The 19,466-nt window shown below is 65.0% G+C and carries 17 protein-coding genes; 7 read left to right on the top strand and 10 right to left on the bottom strand.

The annotated features are described in order from the left end of the window. The first annotated feature begins 128 nt into the window (after positions 1 to 128). Together BLU32_RS04360 and BLU32_RS04355 are read left to right on the top strand one after the other, a co-directional pair. Positions 129 to 1,520: a dipeptidase gene (locus BLU32_RS04360; protein ID WP_093805159.1), complete on the top strand. Its 1,392-nt coding sequence runs from the start codon at positions 129 to 131 to the stop codon at positions 1,518 to 1,520. A gap of 62 nt (positions 1,521 to 1,582) precedes the next feature. Then, a complete protein-coding gene (locus tag BLU32_RS04355; protein WP_093805158.1) occupies positions 1,583 to 2,164 on the top strand; it encodes a TIGR00730 family Rossman fold protein in 582 nt (193 codons plus the stop codon). A 34-nt stretch (positions 2,165 to 2,198) separates the two neighbouring features. Here BLU32_RS04355 and BLU32_RS04350 read toward each other — a convergent pair whose 3' ends face one another. Beyond that, positions 2,199 to 2,879, bottom strand: coding sequence for a haloacid dehalogenase type II (locus BLU32_RS04350; RefSeq protein ID WP_093805157.1), 681 nt, complete (start codon positions 2,877 to 2,879; stop codon positions 2,199 to 2,201). A gap of 112 nt (positions 2,880 to 2,991) precedes the next feature. Then, positions 2,992 to 3,429 carry a VOC family protein gene (locus BLU32_RS04345; RefSeq protein ID WP_093805156.1) on the bottom strand — a complete coding sequence of 146 codons (438 nt, stop codon included), beginning with the start codon at positions 3,427 to 3,429 and terminating at the stop codon, positions 2,992 to 2,994. 291 nt (positions 3,430 to 3,720) lie between these two features. Between BLU32_RS04345 and BLU32_RS04340 the strand changes: the two genes are divergently transcribed. Further along, positions 3,721 to 4,578, top strand: coding sequence for a branched-chain amino acid aminotransferase (locus BLU32_RS04340; RefSeq protein ID WP_093805155.1), 858 nt, complete (start codon positions 3,721 to 3,723; stop codon positions 4,576 to 4,578). A 32-nt stretch (positions 4,579 to 4,610) separates the two neighbouring features. On the opposite strand, the gene BLU32_RS04335 is transcribed toward BLU32_RS04340, so the two are convergent. The 3 genes from BLU32_RS04335 to BLU32_RS22250 all read right to left on the bottom strand — a co-directional run bounded on the left by BLU32_RS04335 (position 4,611) and on the right by BLU32_RS22250 (position 7,577). Further along, the gene (locus BLU32_RS04335) at positions 4,611 to 5,795 is read right to left on the bottom strand and encodes a YbfB/YjiJ family MFS transporter (RefSeq protein ID WP_208976973.1); all 1,185 of its coding nucleotides are present in this window, start codon (positions 5,793 to 5,795) and stop codon (positions 4,611 to 4,613) included. A gap of 428 nt (positions 5,796 to 6,223) precedes the next feature. Next, positions 6,224 to 6,676: a GNAT family N-acetyltransferase gene (locus BLU32_RS04330; RefSeq protein ID WP_093805154.1), complete on the bottom strand. Its 453-nt coding sequence runs from the start codon at positions 6,674 to 6,676 to the stop codon at positions 6,224 to 6,226. Between the two features lie 178 nt (positions 6,677 to 6,854). Then, on the bottom strand, positions 6,855 to 7,577 hold the full coding sequence (locus BLU32_RS22250; RefSeq protein ID WP_244501789.1) for a LuxR C-terminal-related transcriptional regulator: 723 nt from the start codon (positions 7,575 to 7,577) through the stop codon (positions 6,855 to 6,857). Positions 7,578 to 8,263: 686 nt separating this feature from the next. Between BLU32_RS22250 and BLU32_RS04320 the strand changes: the two genes are divergently transcribed. Continuing rightward, entirely contained in the window at positions 8,264 to 8,848 is a 585-nt protein-coding gene (locus tag BLU32_RS04320; protein ID WP_093805152.1) for a DUF1131 family protein, read from the top strand. Positions 8,849 to 8,949: 101 nt separating this feature from the next. Next, positions 8,950 to 10,359 (top strand): TIGR03808 family TAT-translocated repetitive protein, encoded by a 1,410-nt coding sequence (locus BLU32_RS04315; protein WP_093805151.1) that lies wholly within the window; start codon positions 8,950 to 8,952, stop codon positions 10,357 to 10,359. 15 nt (positions 10,360 to 10,374) lie between these two features. On the opposite strand, the gene BLU32_RS04310 is transcribed toward BLU32_RS04315, so the two are convergent. From BLU32_RS04310 to BLU32_RS04285, 5 genes are all read right to left on the bottom strand, one after another. Further along, positions 10,375 to 11,394: an asparaginase gene (locus tag BLU32_RS04310; protein WP_093805150.1), complete on the bottom strand. Its 1,020-nt coding sequence runs from the start codon at positions 11,392 to 11,394 to the stop codon at positions 10,375 to 10,377. 1 nt (position 11,395) lies between these two features. After that, on the bottom strand, positions 11,396 to 12,592 hold the full coding sequence (locus BLU32_RS04305; protein ID WP_093805149.1) for an aminotransferase: 1,197 nt from the start codon (positions 12,590 to 12,592) through the stop codon (positions 11,396 to 11,398). Positions 12,593 to 12,752: 160 nt separating this feature from the next. Next, positions 12,753 to 14,138, bottom strand: a complete 1,386-nt coding sequence (locus BLU32_RS04300) for a homospermidine synthase (protein ID WP_093810561.1) — start codon at positions 14,136 to 14,138, stop codon at positions 12,753 to 12,755. Positions 14,139 to 14,437: 299 nt separating this feature from the next. Next, positions 14,438 to 15,571 carry a type III PLP-dependent enzyme gene (locus tag BLU32_RS04295; RefSeq protein WP_093805148.1) on the bottom strand — a complete coding sequence of 378 codons (1,134 nt, stop codon included), beginning with the start codon at positions 15,569 to 15,571 and terminating at the stop codon, positions 14,438 to 14,440. A gap of 618 nt (positions 15,572 to 16,189) precedes the next feature. Beyond that, on the bottom strand, positions 16,190 to 17,095 hold the full coding sequence (locus BLU32_RS04285; RefSeq protein WP_172838530.1) for an EF-hand domain-containing protein: 906 nt from the start codon (positions 17,093 to 17,095) through the stop codon (positions 16,190 to 16,192). 219 nt (positions 17,096 to 17,314) lie between these two features. Here BLU32_RS04285 and BLU32_RS04280 point away from each other — a divergent pair, with 219 nt between their 5' ends. Beyond that, positions 17,315 to 18,043, top strand: coding sequence for a response regulator (locus BLU32_RS04280; RefSeq protein ID WP_093805146.1), 729 nt, complete (start codon positions 17,315 to 17,317; stop codon positions 18,041 to 18,043). Beyond that, positions 18,040 to 19,437, top strand: a complete 1,398-nt coding sequence (locus BLU32_RS04275; RefSeq protein ID WP_093805145.1) for an ATP-binding protein — start codon at positions 18,040 to 18,042, stop codon at positions 19,435 to 19,437. Before BLU32_RS04280 ends, BLU32_RS04275 begins: the two co-directional genes overlap by 4 nt. Positions 19,438 to 19,466 lie beyond the last annotated feature (29 nt).

Raw genomic sequence — 19,466 nt, 5'->3', positions numbered from 1 at the left:
CGCATCGCTCCGCCTCCCCCTCCCCTTGCCAGTCCCGCCGATCTGTGGCCATCTGGCGGCCTTTCCAATTTCGCGTCTCGCACGGGCTCGCCCGGCGCGGCGCATTCCTGTCTCACCGGAGCCGTTTCATGTCCCATCTCGACCGGGTTCTCGCGCGTATCGACGCCGATTTCGACGCCTCGCTTTCCCGCCTGTTCGACCTGTTGAAGATCAAGAGCATCTCCACCGATCCCGAATTCAAGGGCGACTGCCGCGCCGCCGCCGACTGGCTGGCGCGCGAACTCACCGGGATCGGCATTGCCGCGACCGTGCGCGACACCGACGGCCATCCGATGGTCGTGGGCCACAAGACCGACACGGACAAGCCCGGCCCGCATGTGCTCTTCTACGGCCACTACGACGTGCAGCCGGTCGATCCGCTCGATCTGTGGGAATGCGACCCGTTCGAGCCGCGCGTCGTCAGCCGCGAGGACGGCACGAAGATGATCGTCGCGCGCGGGGCCGCCGATGACAAGGGCCAGCTGATGACCTTCGTGGAGGCGGCGCGCGCCTGGGTCGCGGAGACCGGCGGCCTGCCGCTCAGCGTCTCGGTGCTGCTGGAGGGCGAGGAAGAGAGCGGCTCGCCGTCGCTGCACCCCTTCCTGGAGGCCAACCAGGAGGAGCTGTCCTGCGATCTGGCGCTCGTCTGCGACACCGGCATGTGGGACCGCGAGACGCCGGCGATCAGCACCATGCTGCGCGGGCTCGTTGGCGAACAGATCACCATCACCGCCGCCGACCGCGACCTGCATTCGGGCATGTACGGGGGCGCTGCGCGCAATCCGATCCATGTGCTCGCCGACATCATCGCGGGGCTGCACGACGAAAGCGGCAAGGTGACGCTGCCGCATTTCTACGACGGCGTGATCGACATGCCCGAAGACGTGACCGAGCTGTGGGATGCGCTCGGCTTCGATCATGAGACGTTTCTGGGCGGCGTCGGGCTGAAGCATCCGGCCGGCGAGGCCGATCGCAGCGCGCTGGAGCAGATCTGGACGCGGCCGACCTGCGAGATCAACGGCATCTGGGGCGGCTACACCGGCGCCGGCTTCAAGACGGTGATCCCCTCGCAGGCGCACGCCAAGCTGTCGTTCCGCCTCGTCGGCGACCAGGACCCGGACCAGATCCGTCTCGCCTTCCGCACCCATGTGCGCGAGCACCTGCCCGACGACTGCGAGGTCAGCTTCTCAAAGCACGGCGGCAGCCCGGCGCTCCGCCTCGACTTCGACAGCCCGGCGCTTGCCAAGGGCCGTCAGGCGCTGACCGAGGAATGGGGCAAGGAAGCCGCGCTGATCGGCTGCGGCGGTTCGATCCCCATCGTCGGCGACTTCAAGTCGATGCTGGGCATGGATTCCATGCTGATCGGCTTCGGTCTCGACGACGACAAGGTGCACTCGCCCAACGAGAAATACGAGATGTCGAGCTATCACAAGGGCATCCGCTCCTGGGCGCGCGTGCTCGACGCGCTTTCGCAAGACTGAAGTCCCCGCGCCGGCGCCCGGATCGCGGCGCCGGCACGTCGCACCGCACGACAGGACACCGGATGAAATCGATTTGCGTCTTCTGCGGCTCCAGCATGGGCCGACGAACGGACTATCAGAAGGCCGCGGCCGCCACGGGCCGCGCCATCGCGGCAAGCGGCCGGCGACTGGTCTATGGCGGCGCCAAGGTCGGGTTGATGGGCGTGGTCGCCGACGCGGCTCTGGCGGCGGGCGGCGAAGTGATCGGCGTGCTGCCGATCGCGCTGGAAGAGAAGGAGCTGGCGCACGAAGGCTTGAGCGCCCTGCACGTCGTCTCCTCCATGCACGAGCGCAAGGCGATGATGGCGGATCTTTCGGACGGCTTCATCGCGCTTCCCGGCGGCGCCGGCACGATGGAGGAGCTGTTCGAGATCTGGACCTGGGGCCAGCTCGGATACCACCGCAAGCCCTGCGGCCTGCTGAACGTGTCGGGCTTCTACGACGGGTTGCTGGCGTTCCTCGACCTGCAGCGCGACGAGGAGTTCGTGCGCCCGGAAATGCGGGCGATGGTCGCGGTGGAGGAAACGCCCGACGCGCTGCTCGCTGCCTTTGAACGCTATGAAGCGCCGAAGACGCCGAAGTGGATCAAGCGCAGCGAGACCTGAGCGGGATGCCGGGCTTGCGTTCCCGGCTCGCGCCTCAACTCAGCGCAAGCAACCCGTTGAGATCATTGAGCACAGCGACCGGCGGCAGGTCGGCGTATTCATCCGCAGCGCCGGTCCGGTTCACCCAGACGGTGCGGAACCCGAAAGCGGTGGCACCGGCGATGTCCCACCGGTTGGACGACTGGAAGGACACGGCCTCCGGGTAGACACGGAAATGGTTGGTGACGATCTCGTAGACGTCCTGCCGGGTCTTGTAGGTCTTCAGGAGATCGGTCGAAAACACCTCGTCGAGAAGGTCGTCGATGCCGGCGGCGCGCGCCGCCGATTCCAGCATTGACGGTGAGCCGTTCGACAGGATCGCGAGACGATGGCCATCGTCCTTCAGACGCTTGAGAACGGCGGGCACCTCCTCGTAGCAATCGAGCTTCCAGTAGGCGTCGAGAAGGCGCTTGCGCAAGTCCGCGTCGCTCTTGCCGACGATCGCCATCGCCGTGTCGAGCGCCTGTTCGGTCAGCGTCCAGAAATCGAGGTAGCGGTCCATCAGCGCCCGCGTCCAGGAATACTCCAGTTGCTTGTCGCGCCACACCGACGACAGGCGTTGCGCGTCCGGCCCGAGGTCCCCGGCATGGCGACGCACCGCCGCATGCACGTCGAAGAGCGTGCCATAGGCATCGAAGACGAAAGCGGAAACAGGCTTGGCGAGCGGTTGCGACATGAGCGGAACTCGGGTTGGTGCCGATTTTTTGATCACCTGCTGAGCAAACAGCCATAGCCGGCTCAGGTCAATGCTTTTGTGCAATGCACAATTCATCCGGCGGTCACGGAGATCATTCGGCCGGGAGCGGCACCTGCATGCGTCCGGTTTCATCGAGCGGCCAGGCGGGATTGAAGGCCAGTTCGAGCAAATGGCCGCCGGGAATGCGCACATAGCCCGAGTATCCGCCGCAGAACACGGCCTCGGGCGGCTTTACCGCCTCGGCTCCCGCAGCAACAGCGCGGGCAAAGGCGGCGTCGACTTCGGCTTCGCTGCGCCCATTCCAGGCGATTGATGTGGCGGGGAACTGTCCGCCATCGTCTTCGACGCTGGCATCCTTTGCCAATGCCGCGCGCCCCAAAATGCCAAGCACACATGATCCCGTGTCGAAAAACGCGATCTCGGCGCTGTCGAATCCGGCGGCGCGCCAGCCAAGCCCGTCCTCGAAGAACCGCCTGGTTGCGGCGACATCCTCAACGCCCAGTGTCACCAGCGTGAGCCGTTGTTCCATATCCGTCTCCCCGAAGAGTTTCGATTGCCGCGATCAAACCGAACATATCGTGAACACAATGGGAGAGGGGAACCGAAATCCGTTCCGGCCGGTGGAAATCGCGCGGCGGATCAAACGCAATGGGAAAATTTCAGAATCCGACGGCTGGAGGTCAATCCTGTCCCGCAGTGAAAAAATCCAAGAACAATCCTCCTCTTTTTACCGATATGTACGGCAGGGTCTTGACCTTGCAGAGGGATCGGCGTTCGATCCCGACCATTCACGACTTTGAATTCAACCAAGGAGAGCGGTATGGCCGAGTGGTCGCAGACCTGGAACTGGATCGACGGGCAGTGGCTGGACGGCAATCCGCCGATGATGGGGCCGCGCAGTCATGCATCCTGGCTTGGGTCGAGCGTCTTCGACGGCGCGCGCGGGTTCGATGGCTTGACCCCCGATCTTGATCTGCATTGCCAGCGGCTCAACGATTCCTGCGTCGCGCTCGGCATGAAGGCGACCATGAAGGTCGGCGAGATGATCGAGCTTGCCAACGAGGGCATGGCGAGGTTCGCGCCCGGCGCCGCCGTCTACATCAAGCCGATGTACTGGGCCGAAGGCGAAGGTCCCGGCGTGATCGCCCCGGACCCGGACAGCACCCGGTTTTGCATGTGCCTGTTCGAGGCGGCGATGGCGCCGCCGGACACCGCCATTTCGCTGACGCTGTCCCCGTTCCGCAGGCCGACGCTCGAGACCATGCCGGTCAACGCCAAGGCCGGATGCCTGTACCCCAACAACGCGCGCGCCATCGTCGAGGCCAGGTCGCGCGGCTTCGACAACGCCATCGTGCTCGACATGCTGGGCAACGTCGCGGAACTGACCACGGCGAATGTTTTCATGGTCAAGGACGGCGAGGTGCACACCCCGGCCTGGAACGGGACGTTCCTGAACGGCATCACGCGCCAGCGCGTCGTCCAGTTGTTGCGCGACGCCGGAACGGTGGTGCACGAACGCACGCTCGGCTACGGCGACTTCCTCGATGCCGACGAAATCTTTTGCACCGGGAACTACTACAAGGTCGTGCCCGTCAACCGCATCGAGGATCGCGACATGGAGCCCGGCCCGATGGCGGCCCGCGCAAGGGAACTCTATTGGGATTTCGCACAGCGCTGATCGCGCGTCTCCAACGTCCGGCGCTGCCCGTTTCAGGCCCGCGCCGGACGTCGTGTCAGGAGTGCCGCAATCGCGAGAAGCCCCGCCGCGCACAGTGACGGCCAGTAAAAGCTTCCGGTGAGATCGGCCGCGTAGCCGGCAAGGGTCGGCCCCAGCATCTGCCCCACACCGAAACAGGCGGTCATCAGGCCGAGCACGGTTTTCGGGTCACCGCCGGACAGACGCCGCGCCTCGACAAGCCCGAGCGACGTGATCCCCATGAAGGTGCCGCCGAGCAGGATGGCGGCGAGGACGGCACCGGCGGCGCCCGGCACCAGCACGCTCGCGGCCACACCAACCGCCTCCAAGGCGCAGGCCAGGGAAAAGGCCCGCATGCCGCCAAGCCGCGCGGCGACCCGCCCCCAGATCCAGACCGACACGGCCGCCGACAGGCCGACCGCCGCCCATGCCGGCGTCTCGTAGACGGCCAGGGTCTTCGATGCCCGAAGAATACTCGTCAGGAATGTGGCGGTCACGACGTAGCCGATCCCGAAGAGCGCATAGGCGGCGGCAAGGCGCACAAGGGTCGCAGACGGTCGGGTGGCGCGCTCTATCGGCGGGCGATGCGTCTCCACGCGAGCCGGGCCGGCTCCGGCCGGCTCATCATCCACCGTGACAAGACAGATCCACGCGCCGACGCCCAGCACCGCGGCAAGAATGCCCGATCCGATCCACTGCCCCTGCCACGCCGCGCCGTTGCCGACAAGCACTCCCACCAGGGCCGCCGACAGCGCGATCCCGACACCGACACCGGCAAAATGCAGGCCGGCGAGACCCGCCCGGTTCATCCGCGCCAGCCGTTCGAGCACCAGGGTGGAAGAGCAGACCAGAACGCCGGCGCTGGCGACACCGCCCAGAAATCTCACAATGGCGAGAAACAGCAGCGCATCGTCCACGGCCATCAGGCCGGTCGTCGCAACACTGGCGAGAAGGCTTGCCCGAAATCCGGTGCGCACCGCAGACCTTGCAAGGGACATGGCGGCGAGTGCGCCCACCAGATACCCGAGGAAATTGGCGGAGGCGATCATCCCTGCCTGAGACGCGTTCAACGGGATCCCTGCGCTCATGGACGGCAGGATCGGGGTCAACGCAAAACGGCCAATGCCCATCGCCACGGCCAGCGCGCACAGGCCGCCAAGCGCGAGTCGCAAGGCATCGTCGTGTCTGGAGGCGGTCATGCGCGCCGTCCGAACGCAGCAGTGAGAGGGAAACCGGAGATTGTTTTCATGGGATTTCACGAAAGTGACGGCGGCAGGCGCTCACACCCTAGGGTCAGGACCTGTTGATATGACTGCGATGGTCGGAGCGGATGTGTGCGGATACGAGAAGCAGGCCCGCAGGAAGGCCGAGGCCTTTCAAGGGATTGCGACATGGTATCCCGTGCGGATCCGCCCGATCCGAAGGACGCTCGAGCTGACGTCGACCTGCGGCGTCAAAGCCCTCGACCGGGGGAACGGCCCCGCTCTTTGGGCTTTTCCTTGCATCTCTCGTCATCTCGAACGCCATTTCAGTCATAGCAACAGGTCCTGACCCTAATACCGTTGCAGGCGATGCGATAGGCACCGAAGTGTCCCCGGCACGTGAAGACGCAATGGGCGTCCATGCATCACCGCTTCAGGACCATACAGGCGTTTTCGAACGGCATGTCCTCGTCGTCCCGTGCCCGCCGCGAGCGTTCGCGAAAGCCGAGCGCCTGATAAAATGCCACGGCCGGCGTGTTGGCGGTATAGACCTCCAGCGACAATTCGCCTTTCAGGGCCAAGGCATGCGCAACGAGAGCCCGGCCGATCCCCTGTCCGTGATGACGCGGAGCGACGAACAGCCCGCCGATCAAGTCGTCCAGGAGACTGATGAACCCGACCGGCCCGTCTCCCCGGCACGCGACCCAGGTCTCCGCGTTGGGGAGATACTCGGTCTCGATCCGGACCCGCTGCTCACGCAGGCGCTGCCTGCCGACAAAGGCATGCGCCAGCAGCGACGCATCGAGCCAGATGCCGGAAAGCCTCTTCAGATCCGTTTCCGGATCATAGGCGCGAATCCGCGTTGTCGGGGCGCTCATGATGTTCCAAAAGCCGAATGCGCATCCGGGGCGAGCGCGCCACTGCCCGCAAAAAGCGCAATCGCAGTGGCCTGTCGAAGGAGAATGCGTCGTCTTCAGGACGGCGCAATCAGGCGTGCCGCAAGGGGGCGGGCGCGTCCAGGCATCGGCACGGCCCTGGCGAACCGTGCCGGACTTTTCAAAGCTTGATCTGCCCGTATCGCAGCGCCTCGACCACGGTATGGGTCTTGTTGGAGGCATTGAGCTTGGCGCTCGCGTTTTGAAGGTGGGCGTGCACCGTGCGCTGCGAGATTTCGAGAAGGGCCGCGATATCGCTCGCTGTCTTGCCAAGCGCGGTAAGTTCCAGAACCCGGCGCTCGCGCGCCGAAAGATCTCCCGGGCGCTGTGCCGAAATCACCCCAAGCTCGATCAGGCGGCGAAAGGCGGCATTGCAAATCAGTTCCAGATTGGAGAGTTCGATCTTGCCGGCTTCCAGATGAGCCCCGCCGCCAAGAACAAGAGCCTGGAACGGATGCGTCTCCGTTACCGGAACTACCACGACCTGCGTGTTGCGTCCAAGCGAGGCGAGAAGCTCGGAATGGGACATGTCGCCCTCGTTCACATCCCAGATGAACGGACGGGTCCGCATCAGCCCGAGCATCAGCGCACTGTCATTGGTATCCAGCTCGGAGCGCTCAATGCCGCCGGCGCGATTGTCCGCCCAGCGGAACCGGTGAACGAGCCCGTTGATCGGCCTGTTGGGCATCGGCAGGCCCGCCGCGAGAATATGGGTCGCGCCCAGCCTGCGAAGCTGGGTCTCGATGATGTCAAGGACGTGCTTGCCGGTCTGGGCATCGGCGATTGCCTTTGCCCGCGCCTGCATTTCCGAAGGGTCGGCCATGCGTTCCTGCCTTTCCGTCATGTCGCCACGGCTCCTGGAGACCCGAGGCAATCCTGTCGGTCGATTTGAAACTCATTCACTGCGTCAAAACCGCAGGACGCCCCGAACGAGCCCGCTGTCCCGGCAACACCAGCGCGCACGTCCCATCCGACAAGCCCCCGTGGATGCTTTTCGAAAATTCGTTCCAACAGATTGTACCCCAGCTCCGTTCCAATCCCGAATCTTTACCAGTATCGCTGTTTCGGTTCGAACCGCCTTCAACGGGCGGCTTGTTGATCGAAGGCCGTCAAAAGACAATTGCAGCCTGCGCGACCGATTCTGCAAATCATGCGATCTCTTTGGCGAACCTTAACTTTTCTCGTCCGCACGACAATAGCATAGCCTGGTGATTGTGTTGATTAAATGGGCGCATAAATCGTTTTTGCAACCTTTACGTTAACAGTTTCTTCCATGAAACGGTTCAATTGTTCCCGGCTTGCAGCAAGTCTCCTCGTGATTTTTTTGAAGCTCGTCAAAATTGACAATTCCAAGGCGGGCTGCCCGGCAGCCGACCTTGCGCGGCGAGACCTCCCCACCCGCGTGCCGCCGGCGTCCGCAAGAGCGGTCTGCAGGGCTTTCGCGGGGCCGGCTCGAATGCTAAGTCCGGTGCGGCGACCGTGCCCTGCCCTGCGGGCGACGCGCCGTCAGCATCCACAACGAGAGGCGCCATGCGGCTTTTTCAACGCTTTCTTCCGGTTCTTATGGCGTCAGTCCTGACAGGCGCGTGTTCGCCGACGCTCCCGACCGGCCCCGTTTCCGTCGCCAGGACCTCGAATATCACACTCGTAAAGATCACGGATGCAGGCGCGGGCGGAATAACCTCCGAGACAGTCTATTCGGAAAAGTCGGTTGAACAGGCTCTCCCGGGCTTTTCGGCCGAGGGCTTTCAGTCCGCCATCGAAAGCAAGACCGAATGGGCCATCGGCGCCTTCAATTCGGACGGTTTTCAGGTGCTTCAGGTCTACAAGGGCCGTGGCGGAAAGGTGCGCGCCGTGCATGGTGTCACCCATCACCTGCAGGGTCCAAATGGCGAGCGCATCGGCATGACATTTGCGGAAGTGGGCACCTCGCGCGGCGACTGCCGGGTCGGGCGCAGCCTTTGGCGCGGCATGGCGATCTGCAAGGCCGATGGCAGCAAGAACGTCACGCTGGTCTATGCGATCTCGCAATATGACGGGCCCTTCGACCGGCTGCCGCCCAGCGACCAGCTGAGGCAGGCGGCGATCCAGCGCATCATCTGGACCGCTCCCTGATGCGATCATGACGCCCGACGGTCGGGGATCGAATTTCACGACCGCGCAGTGCACCAAAACGGGACACTCGCCGCCGGCATGATGCTTGCCTCGTCCCGGGCATGAGCAAGACCAGCGGCAGAATACGGCACATATCCACCCGCGACACCGGGCTTACCCGGCGTTCCGTGCTCCTCGGGGCGGCGGCGGGCCTTGCGGGGGTCGCCTTTCCCGCGCGCGCGGCCGTGCGGGTCGCGGATCTGCGCGGCACCATCGACGCGGCCGAATTCGGCATTCGTCCAGGAGCGGCAGACGATCAAAGCAGCCTGATGCAGCAAGCCATCGATGCTGCGGCCCGGCGCGGACGCGCGCTGTTCCTGCCCGGCGGCCGCTACACAGTGGCCAACCTGCGTCTGCCTTCGGGCGCGCGCCTCGTCGGCCTGCCCGGTCAGACACGGTTCGACTACCAGGGCGGCGGACACCTGATCTATTGCGAAAAGGCATCCTCGGTCGGCCTTGAGGGCATTCACTTCGACGGCGGCAACCGCATGATCGGCGAGTATGCCCCTGCCCTGCTGCATTTCGCAGACGCAAAGGATCTGACAATCGAGGGATGCACCCTGACCGGCAGCTCCAAGACCGGGCTTGCGCTCGACCGTTGCTCGGGCCGGGTTCGCGAAACCACGATCTCGGGCGCACGTCAGGCGGGCTTGCGCTCGGTCGAGGCGCGCGGTTTGGCGATTTCAGACAATCATGTGCACGACTGCGCTAACGGCGGCATTCTGGTCCACCGCTGGAGCGAGGGCGAGGACGGGACGATCGTCTCCGGCAACCGCGTCGAACGGATCGCCGCACGGAACGGCGGCACCGGCCAGTACGGCAACGGCATCAATATTTTCCGTGCCCACAACGTAATCGTTCGCGGCAATCGCGTGGCGGATTGCGCTTTTTCGGCGATCCGCTCGAACGCCGGCTCGGGGATCATCATCGGGGGGAACTCGTGCCTGCGCTCCGGCGAAACCGCGATCTACTCCGAGTTCGCCTTCCAGGGTGCGGTGATCGCCGACAATCTGGTCGACGGCGGCGCCATGGGCATTTCCATCGCCAATTTCCTGGACGGCGGCCGGCTCGCGACCTGTTCGGGCAACATCGTGCGCAACATCGTCGACACCGGCCCCTATCCGGCCGAGGTGCAGGGCTTCGGCATCGGCATTGCCGTTGAGGCGGATACAGCACTCACCGGAAATGTGGTGGAAAACGCGGCGCGCATCGGGCTGCACATGGGCTGGGGACCTTACTTGCGCGATGTGGCGGCAACCGCCAACGTGCTGCGTGATTGTCCCATCGGCGTGGCGGTCACCGTCGTGGAGGGCGCCGGTCCGGCGCTGATCGCCAACAACATGATCTCCGGCGCCAGCCAGGGCGCGGTTGTCGGCCATCGCTGGAAGGAAGCGACCACGGGCGACCTGACGCAAGGCGATGCCGCCACGCGCTTCCCGCATCTCGCCGTCAGCGGCAATTTCGTGCGCTGAAAAGACCCGCAGGGCTCAGGCCTGCAAGGCGTCCAGCGCTCCGGCCACGGCCCGGACATCGCCGACATGGATGCCATTCCAGTTGACCAGACGCGGAGCGATCCAGGGCGCAAGGACCGCATGTTCGTCGTCGGAGAGATCGAGCAGCTGCGCGAGCGCACCCGCCATCATGGTTTCCGCCGCGCGCGTGGCGCCGTCCTCGCATTTCAGCGCGATGCCGACGCCGAGTTCGGGAACCGCGGCGGTAAAGACGCCTTCCGCGCCGGTCTTGACAAAAACGCGACCGGCGAAGGCGCGCATCACGTCGGTGCAGAAACGCTCCGTTCCGGCGACCATCTCGGGAACGGAGGTGCAAGCGTCATAAAGCCGCTGCGCCGCTTCGGCACGCACGGGGTCTAGCCCGGTTCCGGTGCCAAGCCGCGCGAAGGCATAGGCCAGCCGGTCGAGCGGCATGGCATAGGTGGGGATCGAACAGCCGTCGGTGCCGCGCGCCATGTCGGCGAAGGACATGCCGCTCATCTCTTCCATCGCGGCGCGCGCCTCGCGCTGCACCGGATGCTCCGGCTCGACATAGCCGCGCGGGTCAACCCCGAGCGTGCGCGCAAGGCCGACGAAGCCGGCATGCTTGCCCGAGCAGTTGTTGTGCAGCGGACAGGGCGAGGCATCGGCGCGGTGAAGCGCTGCGACGTCCTCCATGCGCTTGGGCCAGTGACTGCCGCATTCCAGCGCGGTCTCGTCGGTGCCCGCCTTCATCAGCATCACCCGGGCGGCGTTGACATGCATCGCCTCGCCGTTGTGCGAGGCGCAGGCAAGGGCAAGCTCCGCCTCGCTCAGGTCGAGGGCATCGGCCGCACCGGATTCCACCAGCGGCAGCGCCTGAAGCGCCTTGATCGCGGAACGCGGAAACACCTGCCAGTCGGCATCGCCCAGGGCCGCGACGCGACCACCGTCGGCGTCCATGATGACGACCGCGCCGCGGTGACGGCTTTCCACGGCGGTGCCGCGCGTGACCTCGACCAGAACCGGATTGTCCATATCAAGCCTCTCCTGCAAGGGCGACCGGCGCCACGGCGCGGTTTGCGAGCCAGGCCCCGAGGCGTTCCAGTGCCGCATCGATCACGGCATCCTGCTTGCAGAAGCAGAAGCGGATATAGTTCGTCGGGGCGTCGGCCACGTAGAAGGCTGAGACCGGAACGGCGGCGACACCGGCGTCCTCCACCATCAGCCGGCAGATCTCCGCGTCGTCGCCGTCAATCCCCAGCGGGGCGATGTCGCATGTGGCGAAATAGGTGCCGTCGCAGGGCAGAACGCCGAAACCCAGCGCCGAAAGGCCACGGCAAATGCGGTCGCGCTTGGCCTGCATGTCGTCACGCAGGCCTGTGAAATAATTGCCGTCCTTGCCAAGGCCGTAGGCAACGGCGCGCTGCAGGTTGGGCGGCGTGGTGAAGGTCACGAACTGATGCGCCTTGGCGATCGGCTCCAGAAGATTCGGCGCCGCAGTGATGTAGCCCACCTTCCAGCCGGTCAGCGAAAAGGTCTTGCCGGCCGAGCCGATGCGCACGGTGCGCTCGCGCATGCCCTCGATCGCCATCAGCGGCAGATGCTCCCGCCCATCAAACAGAAGGTGCTCGTAGACCTCATCGCAAATCGCGTAGACCCCGTGCTCCAGGCAAAGCCGCGCGATGGCTTCCAGCTCCTCGACGGCGAACACCTTGCCGGCCGGGTTCATCGGGTTGTTGATCAGAATCGCCTTGGTGTTTTCGGTGAAGGCGTCTTCGAGCGCCCGGATGTTCAGCCGCCAGTCCGGCGGGGTGACGCGCAGGCGGACGGGAATCCCGCCCGCCCGCTTCACCATCGGAAGATAGCAGTCGTAGAGCGGCTCGATCAGGATCACTTCATCGCCAGGTTCCAGCAACGCCATCAGCGTATCGGCCAGCGCCTCGGTCGCCCCCGAGGTCACCATGACTTCCGTTTGCCAGTCGACATCGAGCCCGTAGAAGCGCTTGTTCGAAGCGGCCACCGCCTGTCTGAGCTCCGGCAGGCCGAGCATGGGCGGATACTGGTTCGGGCCCGCCATCAGTGCATCGGCGGCCATGCGGCGCACATCCTCCGGCCCGTCTACATCGGGAAAGCCCTGACCGAGGTTGATGGCACCATGCGCAATGGCAAGACGCGACATGGTCTCGAAAATCGTGATGGGAAGGCCGGTGAACACCGGATTGGTCGGCTTCATGCTGTCTCGCATCCTTGCATCGCGGCTCCCCCCGGATCGACCGCCCGTATACGCAGGGTTGTAGTCATTCGCCAGGGCGACGTCCAGACGAACGCGCCCCCGGCCGCGAACCGGCAGGTCCGGGGCCGGGGGCGCGGGAAACGGTCTGCGCGCCGCTCGCTCAGTGCACCAGCACGTTGCGGAACTGCCAGGGATCGCTCTCGTCGATGTCTTCGGGAAACAGGCCCGGACGATCGGTGAGCGGGGTCCAGTCGGTGTAATAGCCCTTCACCGGACCGAGATACGGCTTTTGCACCTCCAGGCAGCGGCGATAGTCCATCTCGTCCGCCTCGACGATGCCGGCGGTGGGGTTTTCCAAAGCCCAGACCATGCCGGCAAGCACGGCGGAGGTCACCTGCAGGCCGGTCGCGTTCTGATAGGGGGCGAGCTTGCGGGCCTCCTCGATGGAGAGCTGCGAGCCGTACCAGTAGGCGTTCTTCGCGTGGCCGTAGAGCAACACTCCGAGCTCGTCGATACCGTCGGCGATTTCGGTCTCGTCGAGCACATGGAGCTTCGGCTGCACCTGGCCGGCGGCGCCGAAGAGTTCGTGCAGAGAGAGAACCGCATCGTTCGCCGGATGGTAGGCATAGTGGCAGGTCGGGCGATAGACGACCTTCTTGCCGTCGCGCACAGTGAAGAAATCGGCGATGGAAATCGACTCATTGTGGGTGACGAGGAAACCGTACTGCGCGCCCGGCGTCGGGCACCAGGTGCGAACGCGCGTGTTGGCGCCGGGCTGCTCCAGGAAAATCGCCGCCTTGCAGCCCTTCTTCTGTTTCTTCGCGTTCCTGGGCTTCCAGTTTTCATGCGTGCCCCAGCCGAGCTCGGCCGGCTGGAAGCCTTCCGACAGGAAGCCTTCCGCCGACCAGGTGTTCCAGAACACGTTCATCGGCTTCGGCATACGGGCGCGCTGGGTGTCGCGCTCGGCGATATGGACGCCCTTGACGCCGACCTTCTTCATCAGCTTCGCCCAGCCCTTGCGGGTTGTCGGCTCCTCGAAGGTGCGCCCCGTGTCGCGGGCGATGTCGACCAGCGCCTGCTTGACGAACCAGGACACCATGCCGGGATTGGCCCCGCAGCAGGATACGGCCGTGGTGCCGCCGGGGTTCTTTTTCTTCTCGCGCCGCACGGTCTCGCGCAGCGCATAGTTGGTGCGCGATGCATTGTCCGCAGAGGTGTCGAAATAAAAGCCGAGCCAGGGCTCGACCACCGTATCGACATAGAGAACGCCAAGCTCCCGGCAGAGCTTCATCAGGTCGAGCGAGGACGTATCGACCGACAGGTTGACGCAAAACCCCTGCCCCTTGCCTTCGGTCAGCAGCGGCGTCAGCACATCACGGTAGTTGTCGGGCGTGATCGCCACCTTGGAGAAGCGGTAGCCGCGCTCCTCGACCATCGCCTGGTCGGTATCGACCGGATCGATCACCGTCACCCGCGCGGCGTCGAAGCCGAAGTGCCGCTCGATCAGGGGCAACGTGCCCTTGCCGATGGAGCCGAAGCCGATCATCACGATGGGACCGGAGATCGTGCCGTGGACCGGATAGGCGGGCGCTGCCGGAGCGGGCGCGTCCATCGCCTTCTCGGCTGCCGGAGCAGGTGTCGCGGCGGTCTTCGCGGCGCCGCGCGGCGCGGGCTTGCGGCGGGGCTTGGTGACCACGGGTGTGTCGTCGTTGCTCATGGCGGCGATCCTTTGCGTTCTTTTGCGCGGTGCACGGCCACTTTCGGCACGCGATACGGCAGCACGATGACAGCAATCGGCCGCTTGCGCGACCGATTGCCGGAATTGAACAAGGTGGGGTGAAACAGTCAGATGACGTAGGAGCGCAACGGGTCGAAGCCGTTGAACGCGATCGACGAATAGGTCGTCGTATAGGCGCCGCATGCCTCGATCAGCACCTTGTCGCCGATGGACAGGCTGACCGGCAGTTCGTAGGGCGCTTTTTCATAAAGCACGTCGACACTGTCGCAGGTCGGGCCGGCCAGCACGCAAGGGGTCTTGCGGTCACCGTCCTTGTCGGTGCGGATCGGGTAGCGGATCGCCTCGTCCATCGTCTCGGCAAGGCCGTTGAACTTGCCGATGTCGAGATAGACCCAACGGATCTCGTCCGCGTCCGACGACTTCTTCGAAATCAGGACGACTTCCGCCTCGATCATGCCGGCGTCGCCGACCATGCCGCGGCCCGGCTCGATGATTGTCTGCGGGATGCGGTTGCCGAAATGGGTGTTGAGACCGCGCAGGATCGCCTCGCCGTAGTGGGGAACGCCCGGGATGTCCTTGAGGTAGCGTGCGGGGAAGCCGCCGCCCAGGTTGACCATCGAAAGGGTGATCCCCCGCTCCGCCATCTCGCGGAAGATCGCGGCGGCGGAGGACAGCGCACCGTCCCAGGCTTCGACGTCGGCCTGCTGCGAGCCGACGTGGAACGACACGCCATGCGCGACGAGGCCGAGGCGATGGGCATGCTCCAGAACGTCGGGGGCCATCTGCGGCGCACACCCGAACTTGCGCGACAGCGGCCAGTCGGCGCCGGCGCCGTCGCACAGAATGCGGCAGAACACCTGTGAGCCGGCGGCAACGCGGGCGATCTTCTCCACTTCGGCTTCGCAATCCACGGCAAAGAGGCGCACGCCCAGTTCGAAGGCGCGGGCGACATCGCGCTCCTTCTTGATGGTGTTGCCGAAGGAGATACGCTCGGGCGTCGCGCCGGTGGCCAGCACCATTTCGATCTCTGCGACCGAGGCGCAGTCGAAGCAGGAACCGAGGCGCTCGAGCAGGCCGAGGATTTCCGGGGCCGGATTGGCCTTCACGGCATAAAACACGCGCGTGTCGGGGAGCGCCCGCTCGAAGGCGAGATAGTTGTCGTGGACGATGTCGAGATCCACGACCACACAGGGTCCGTCGTCTCGTCGCTGGCGCAGGAAGTTCTCGATACGCTCCGTCATGGCAGTCACCCGTTTACAAATTCCGTTCGCAGGGTCGCGCATGTGGCCGAGCGGGGCTGCCCGCTATGGAGACGGACAACGGCTGACAACATGTGCAGACGGTCGGGCATCGGGTCGCAATCCGTAACGGATGAACGCCTGTGGCCGTCCCGCGATGAATGCCTTGGATTGGATCGGAGGTCCGAACCGCACGGCCGGCAATGATGTAATAAGTGCCTCTTCAGTGACCCCGGGACTTGGAAACCCGGCAGAGACCAAAAAAGCCCTCTTACGTCGTTGCTTTAAGCCGTCCGTTTTGCTGCTCTCTCCGGAATTGGGTCCGGGCCCTGTTGAGCTGCTGCCATCGAAATTCGATTGGACGACCACGGGCACGTGCGAATTTGGGCAAGAGTTGTATGAATCAACATGGCTTCGGTTTCAAGAAAAAACTTGGGTCAAAAGCGCATTTTTTGCACCTCGACCGGAATTTCCCGCAAGCGGATTGTCTCGCGGCGGTCGCGGACTGAAAACGCGGACAGACAGGGCCTTCGCCCTGTCTGTCCCGCCGCCGCGATAAGGGTCGCGGCGGCGTTGCTTTTCCTTAGCGCGCGGGCGAATCGCCCGACAGCAAGCCCGGCCTCAATTGCCGCCGCGCTTGCCCTGGCCCCACTTGCCGCCATGACGCCGGTGGTCTTCCATCGAAAGGGCGCCGTCGCCGTTGCGATCCATCCTCGAGACGATCTTCGACGTCGGGCCCTCGACCTCAGTCCTGGTGACGGTCAGGTCGCCATCGCGGTCCAGGCGCTGGAACATGCGCACCATGCGACGGTCCGAGCGCTCAACCCAGACAGCCTCGAACTCGTCGAGCGACAGGGCGTTGTCGGAATTGGCGTCTGCCTCAGAAAACAGCGCTGCACGGGCCGCCTGCCGTGCCTCGCGAGCCTCTTGCCGGGCTTCACGTCCAGCCTGGTTCTGACCGCGCTTGCCGTCGCCGCGCATACCGCGACCACGACGGTCGTCGTCATCCATGCCCTGGCCCATCCTGCCCTGGCCCATGCCTTGTCGCATTCCCTGGCCCTGGCCCATCATTCCCGGGCGCATGCCCTGTCCCCGGCGACCCCTCATGCCACCGCCGCGGGACTCGAATTCGGCCTTGGTGACCGAGCCGTCGCCATCGGTGTCGAGACGCTGGAACGCGCGCACCTTCCGGTCGGAGAGTTCACGAGCGTAGGCTGCCTTGAACTCCTCCAGGGTCACGCCACCGCTGGAATCGGCGTCGGCCGCGCCGTACATCTCGGCGACGGTCGCGTCGATCTCCGTCTGCGTGACCTTGCCGTCGGCATCGGTGTCGAAGCGCTCCATGAAACGCATCGCCATCATGCCGCGCCCGTGTCCGCCACTGTGATGGCCCCGCGACATGCCCCATTTGTGGCCGGAGCCCTTGCCCCAGCCATGCCCTCCGCGATCGGCGATCGCGGGCAGTGCGACCGCGCCGGTGAGGGTCACGGCAAGAGCGGCGACTGCGATCTTCTTGAACCTGGTCATCGCGAATAATCCTTTCGGCTGTGAATGCGATGATCCAGACCTAGGGAGCGCATGTCGCAGAATTGTGCCCGCATACCGGCCTTTTTGTCGCAAGGTATGCCTGCCTGTCAGGCTGTTACACTTGATTACAAACGCAAGTCTCCCGGCCGGCGCGTTAGAGGTAAAAAGGGATGAAGGCGACAGCGAGCGTATGAAGAGCCGGCCGAAAGAGTTCAGGACATGAGTGAGCACGAACCACATATTCTGGTGGTGGACGACCACCGCGACATTCGCGAACAGCTCGCGCGCTACCTGCGCAAGAGCGGACTGCGCGCCTCCGTCGCCGACAGCGCCGCACAGGCCCGCAAATTCCTGAAGTCCGCCGCCGTCGACCTGATCGTGCTCGATATCATGATGCCCGGAGAAGACGGCCTGTCGCTGTGTCGTTCGCTGGTCGAGACGGGAACCGTGCCCGTGATCCTGCTGACCGCCATGGCCGAGGACACCGACCGCATCGTCGGACTGGAGATCGGAGCGGACGATTATGTCACCAAGCCCTTCAACCCGCGCGAACTGCTTGCCCGTATCCGTGCCGTGCTGCGCCGCGCCGCGCTGGTTCCGCGCGACCGGGACCCGGTGGACGTCGAAACGCTGACGTTCGCCGGCTGGACTCTCGACGTTCCCAAACGCCTGCTCACCGGTGGGGACGGCGTCGCCGTGCCGCTCTCGAGCGGCGAGTTCCAGTTGCTGGTCGCCTTTCTCAAGCGTCCGCGCATGGTGCTGTCGCGCGACCAACTGCTCGACCTGACGTCCGGGCGCACGCCCGGGGTGTTCGACCGCTCGATCGACAATCAGGTCAGCCGATTGCGGCGCAAGATCGAACCGGATCCCAAGACGCCCGAGCTGATCAAGACTGTATGGGGCGGCGGCTATACCTTCACCGCCGACGTGCGGGACAGCGTGTCATGAACAATGAACGGTTCCGGCTCTGGCCTGCCTCGCTCGGCGGCCAATTGATCGCGCTCCTGCTGATCGCGCTGATCGTCGCACAATGCCTGACCCTTTGGCTGTTTGCCGGGGAGCGGCGGCTCGCACTCGTGGAAATGGCGCGCACCACGTTCCTGTCACGCACGGCCTCGCTTGTCCGGCTGCTCGAAACAACTCCACAGGCTCAGCACGCGGACATTCTCCAGGCGGTCTCCAGCCCGCTGTTGTGGTTTCGCGTCGACGACCGGCCGATCGTGGCGGAAAGCGGCGAGCGCGCGGGGGAGCGCCGGTTCGTCCAGCTGCTGAAGGACGAACTCGGCGCAGATCGGGACGTCCGCGTCGACGTCGTGCCGGGGCCGCGCTTCCTTCGCGACCGGGATCGCGTTCGCGATCATGATCGCGCGGAGCGGCGCGAGCGGTATGGCAAGCGCCGGCGCAACGGGGCGTTCTCGCTGACGATGAGCGTCGCGCTCGCCGACGGCCGCTGGCTCAACGCGGCGACGCGCTTTCGCCTGCCGACACATTCCTTCTATCCGCTGCTGGTTTCCATTGGCCTGATGGCGCTTGCCATCGTCGGCGTCGTTGCCTTCACCATCCAGCGCCTGACACGCCCGTTGCGCGGGCTTTCAGCGGCGGCCGAACGACTGGGACGCGGCGAGGATGTCGAATCGCTTGCCGAAACCGGCCCGACGGAAGTGCGCGGAACCGTTCGGGCCTTCAATGTGATGCAGGACCGCCTCACCCGCTTCGTGCGCGACCGCACCCGGATGCTCGCCGCGATCAGCCACGACCTGCGCACGCCAATCACATCCTTGCGCATCCGCGCGGAGTTCATCGAGGACGAGGAAAACCGCGAAAAGATGATCGAGACCCTCGATGAGATGCAGCGCATGGTCGAGGCCGCCCTGGCATTCGCCCGAGACGAGGCCGCAAAGGAAACGGCGGCGCGGATAGATCTCGGCGAGTTCATCGACACCATTGCGGAAGACTACCGGGACATGGGGTGCGAGGTCTCCTTCGCCCCGCCCCAGGCACGGGTGGTCGCCCGTTTCCGCCCGCTCAGTCTCAAGCGTGCCCTGCGCAACCTGATCGACAATGCCGTGCGCTACGCGGAGACCGCCGAGCTTTCCGTCGAGGCGGCACGCGATACGGTGCAAATCCGGGTATGCGACCGCGGGCCCGGCATACCCGAAACCCGGCTTGGCGATGTCTTCGATCCGTTCGTGCGGCTGGAGGAATCTCGCTCCGAAGACACCGGCGGCATCGGACTCGGGCTGTCGATCGCCCGCTCCATCGTCCAGGCGCACGGCGGATCGCTGACGCTGGAAAACCGGGCCGAAGGCGGACTTGAGGCGTGCGTCACGCTTCCCGCGTGAGCGCATCGCGATTCGCTTCTTGCCCCAAC

It is taken from the genome of Stappia sp. ES.058, assembly GCF_900105595.1.
Classification (GTDB): domain Bacteria; phylum Pseudomonadota; class Alphaproteobacteria; order Rhizobiales; family Stappiaceae; genus Stappia.
This window is presented reverse-complemented; position numbering and strand designations above follow the sequence as displayed.

What these genes read in the sequence shown, in the direction of transcription:
- BLU32_RS04315 (WP_093805151.1), top strand. Translation starts at nt 8,950, where the DNA reads ATGAGCAAGACCAGCGGCAGAATACGGCACATATCCACCCGCGACACC.
- BLU32_RS04360 (WP_093805159.1), top strand. Translation starts at nt 129, where the DNA reads ATGTCCCATCTCGACCGGGTTCTCGCGCGTATCGACGCCGATTTCGAC.
- BLU32_RS04340 (WP_093805155.1), top strand. Translation starts at nt 3,721, where the DNA reads ATGGCCGAGTGGTCGCAGACCTGGAACTGGATCGACGGGCAGTGGCTG.
- BLU32_RS04350 (WP_093805157.1), bottom strand. Translation starts at nt 2,879, where the DNA reads ATGTCGCAACCGCTCGCCAAGCCTGTTTCCGCTTTCGTCTTCGATGCC.
- BLU32_RS04345 (WP_093805156.1), bottom strand. Translation starts at nt 3,429, where the DNA reads ATGGAACAACGGCTCACGCTGGTGACACTGGGCGTTGAGGATGTCGCC.
- BLU32_RS04310 (WP_093805150.1), bottom strand. Translation starts at nt 11,394, where the DNA reads ATGGACAATCCGGTTCTGGTCGAGGTCACGCGCGGCACCGCCGTGGAA.
- BLU32_RS04295 (WP_093805148.1), bottom strand. Translation starts at nt 15,571, where the DNA reads ATGACGGAGCGTATCGAGAACTTCCTGCGCCAGCGACGAGACGACGGA.
- BLU32_RS04305 (WP_093805149.1), bottom strand. Translation starts at nt 12,592, where the DNA reads ATGAAGCCGACCAATCCGGTGTTCACCGGCCTTCCCATCACGATTTTC.
- BLU32_RS04280 (WP_093805146.1), top strand. Translation starts at nt 17,315, where the DNA reads ATGAGTGAGCACGAACCACATATTCTGGTGGTGGACGACCACCGCGAC.
- BLU32_RS04355 (WP_093805158.1), top strand. Translation starts at nt 1,583, where the DNA reads ATGAAATCGATTTGCGTCTTCTGCGGCTCCAGCATGGGCCGACGAACG.
- BLU32_RS04275 (WP_093805145.1), top strand. Translation starts at nt 18,040, where the DNA reads ATGAACAATGAACGGTTCCGGCTCTGGCCTGCCTCGCTCGGCGGCCAA.
- BLU32_RS22250 (WP_244501789.1), bottom strand. Translation starts at nt 7,577, where the DNA reads ATGACGGAAAGGCAGGAACGCATGGCCGACCCTTCGGAAATGCAGGCG.
- BLU32_RS04285 (WP_172838530.1), bottom strand. Translation starts at nt 17,095, where the DNA reads ATGACCAGGTTCAAGAAGATCGCAGTCGCCGCTCTTGCCGTGACCCTC.
- BLU32_RS04335 (WP_208976973.1), bottom strand. Translation starts at nt 5,795, where the DNA reads ATGACCGCCTCCAGACACGACGATGCCTTGCGACTCGCGCTTGGCGGC.
- BLU32_RS04330 (WP_093805154.1), bottom strand. Translation starts at nt 6,676, where the DNA reads ATGAGCGCCCCGACAACGCGGATTCGCGCCTATGATCCGGAAACGGAT.
- BLU32_RS04300 (WP_093810561.1), bottom strand. Translation starts at nt 14,138, where the DNA reads ATGATCGGCTTCGGCTCCATCGGCAAGGGCACGTTGCCCCTGATCGAG.
- BLU32_RS04320 (WP_093805152.1), top strand. Translation starts at nt 8,264, where the DNA reads ATGCGGCTTTTTCAACGCTTTCTTCCGGTTCTTATGGCGTCAGTCCTG.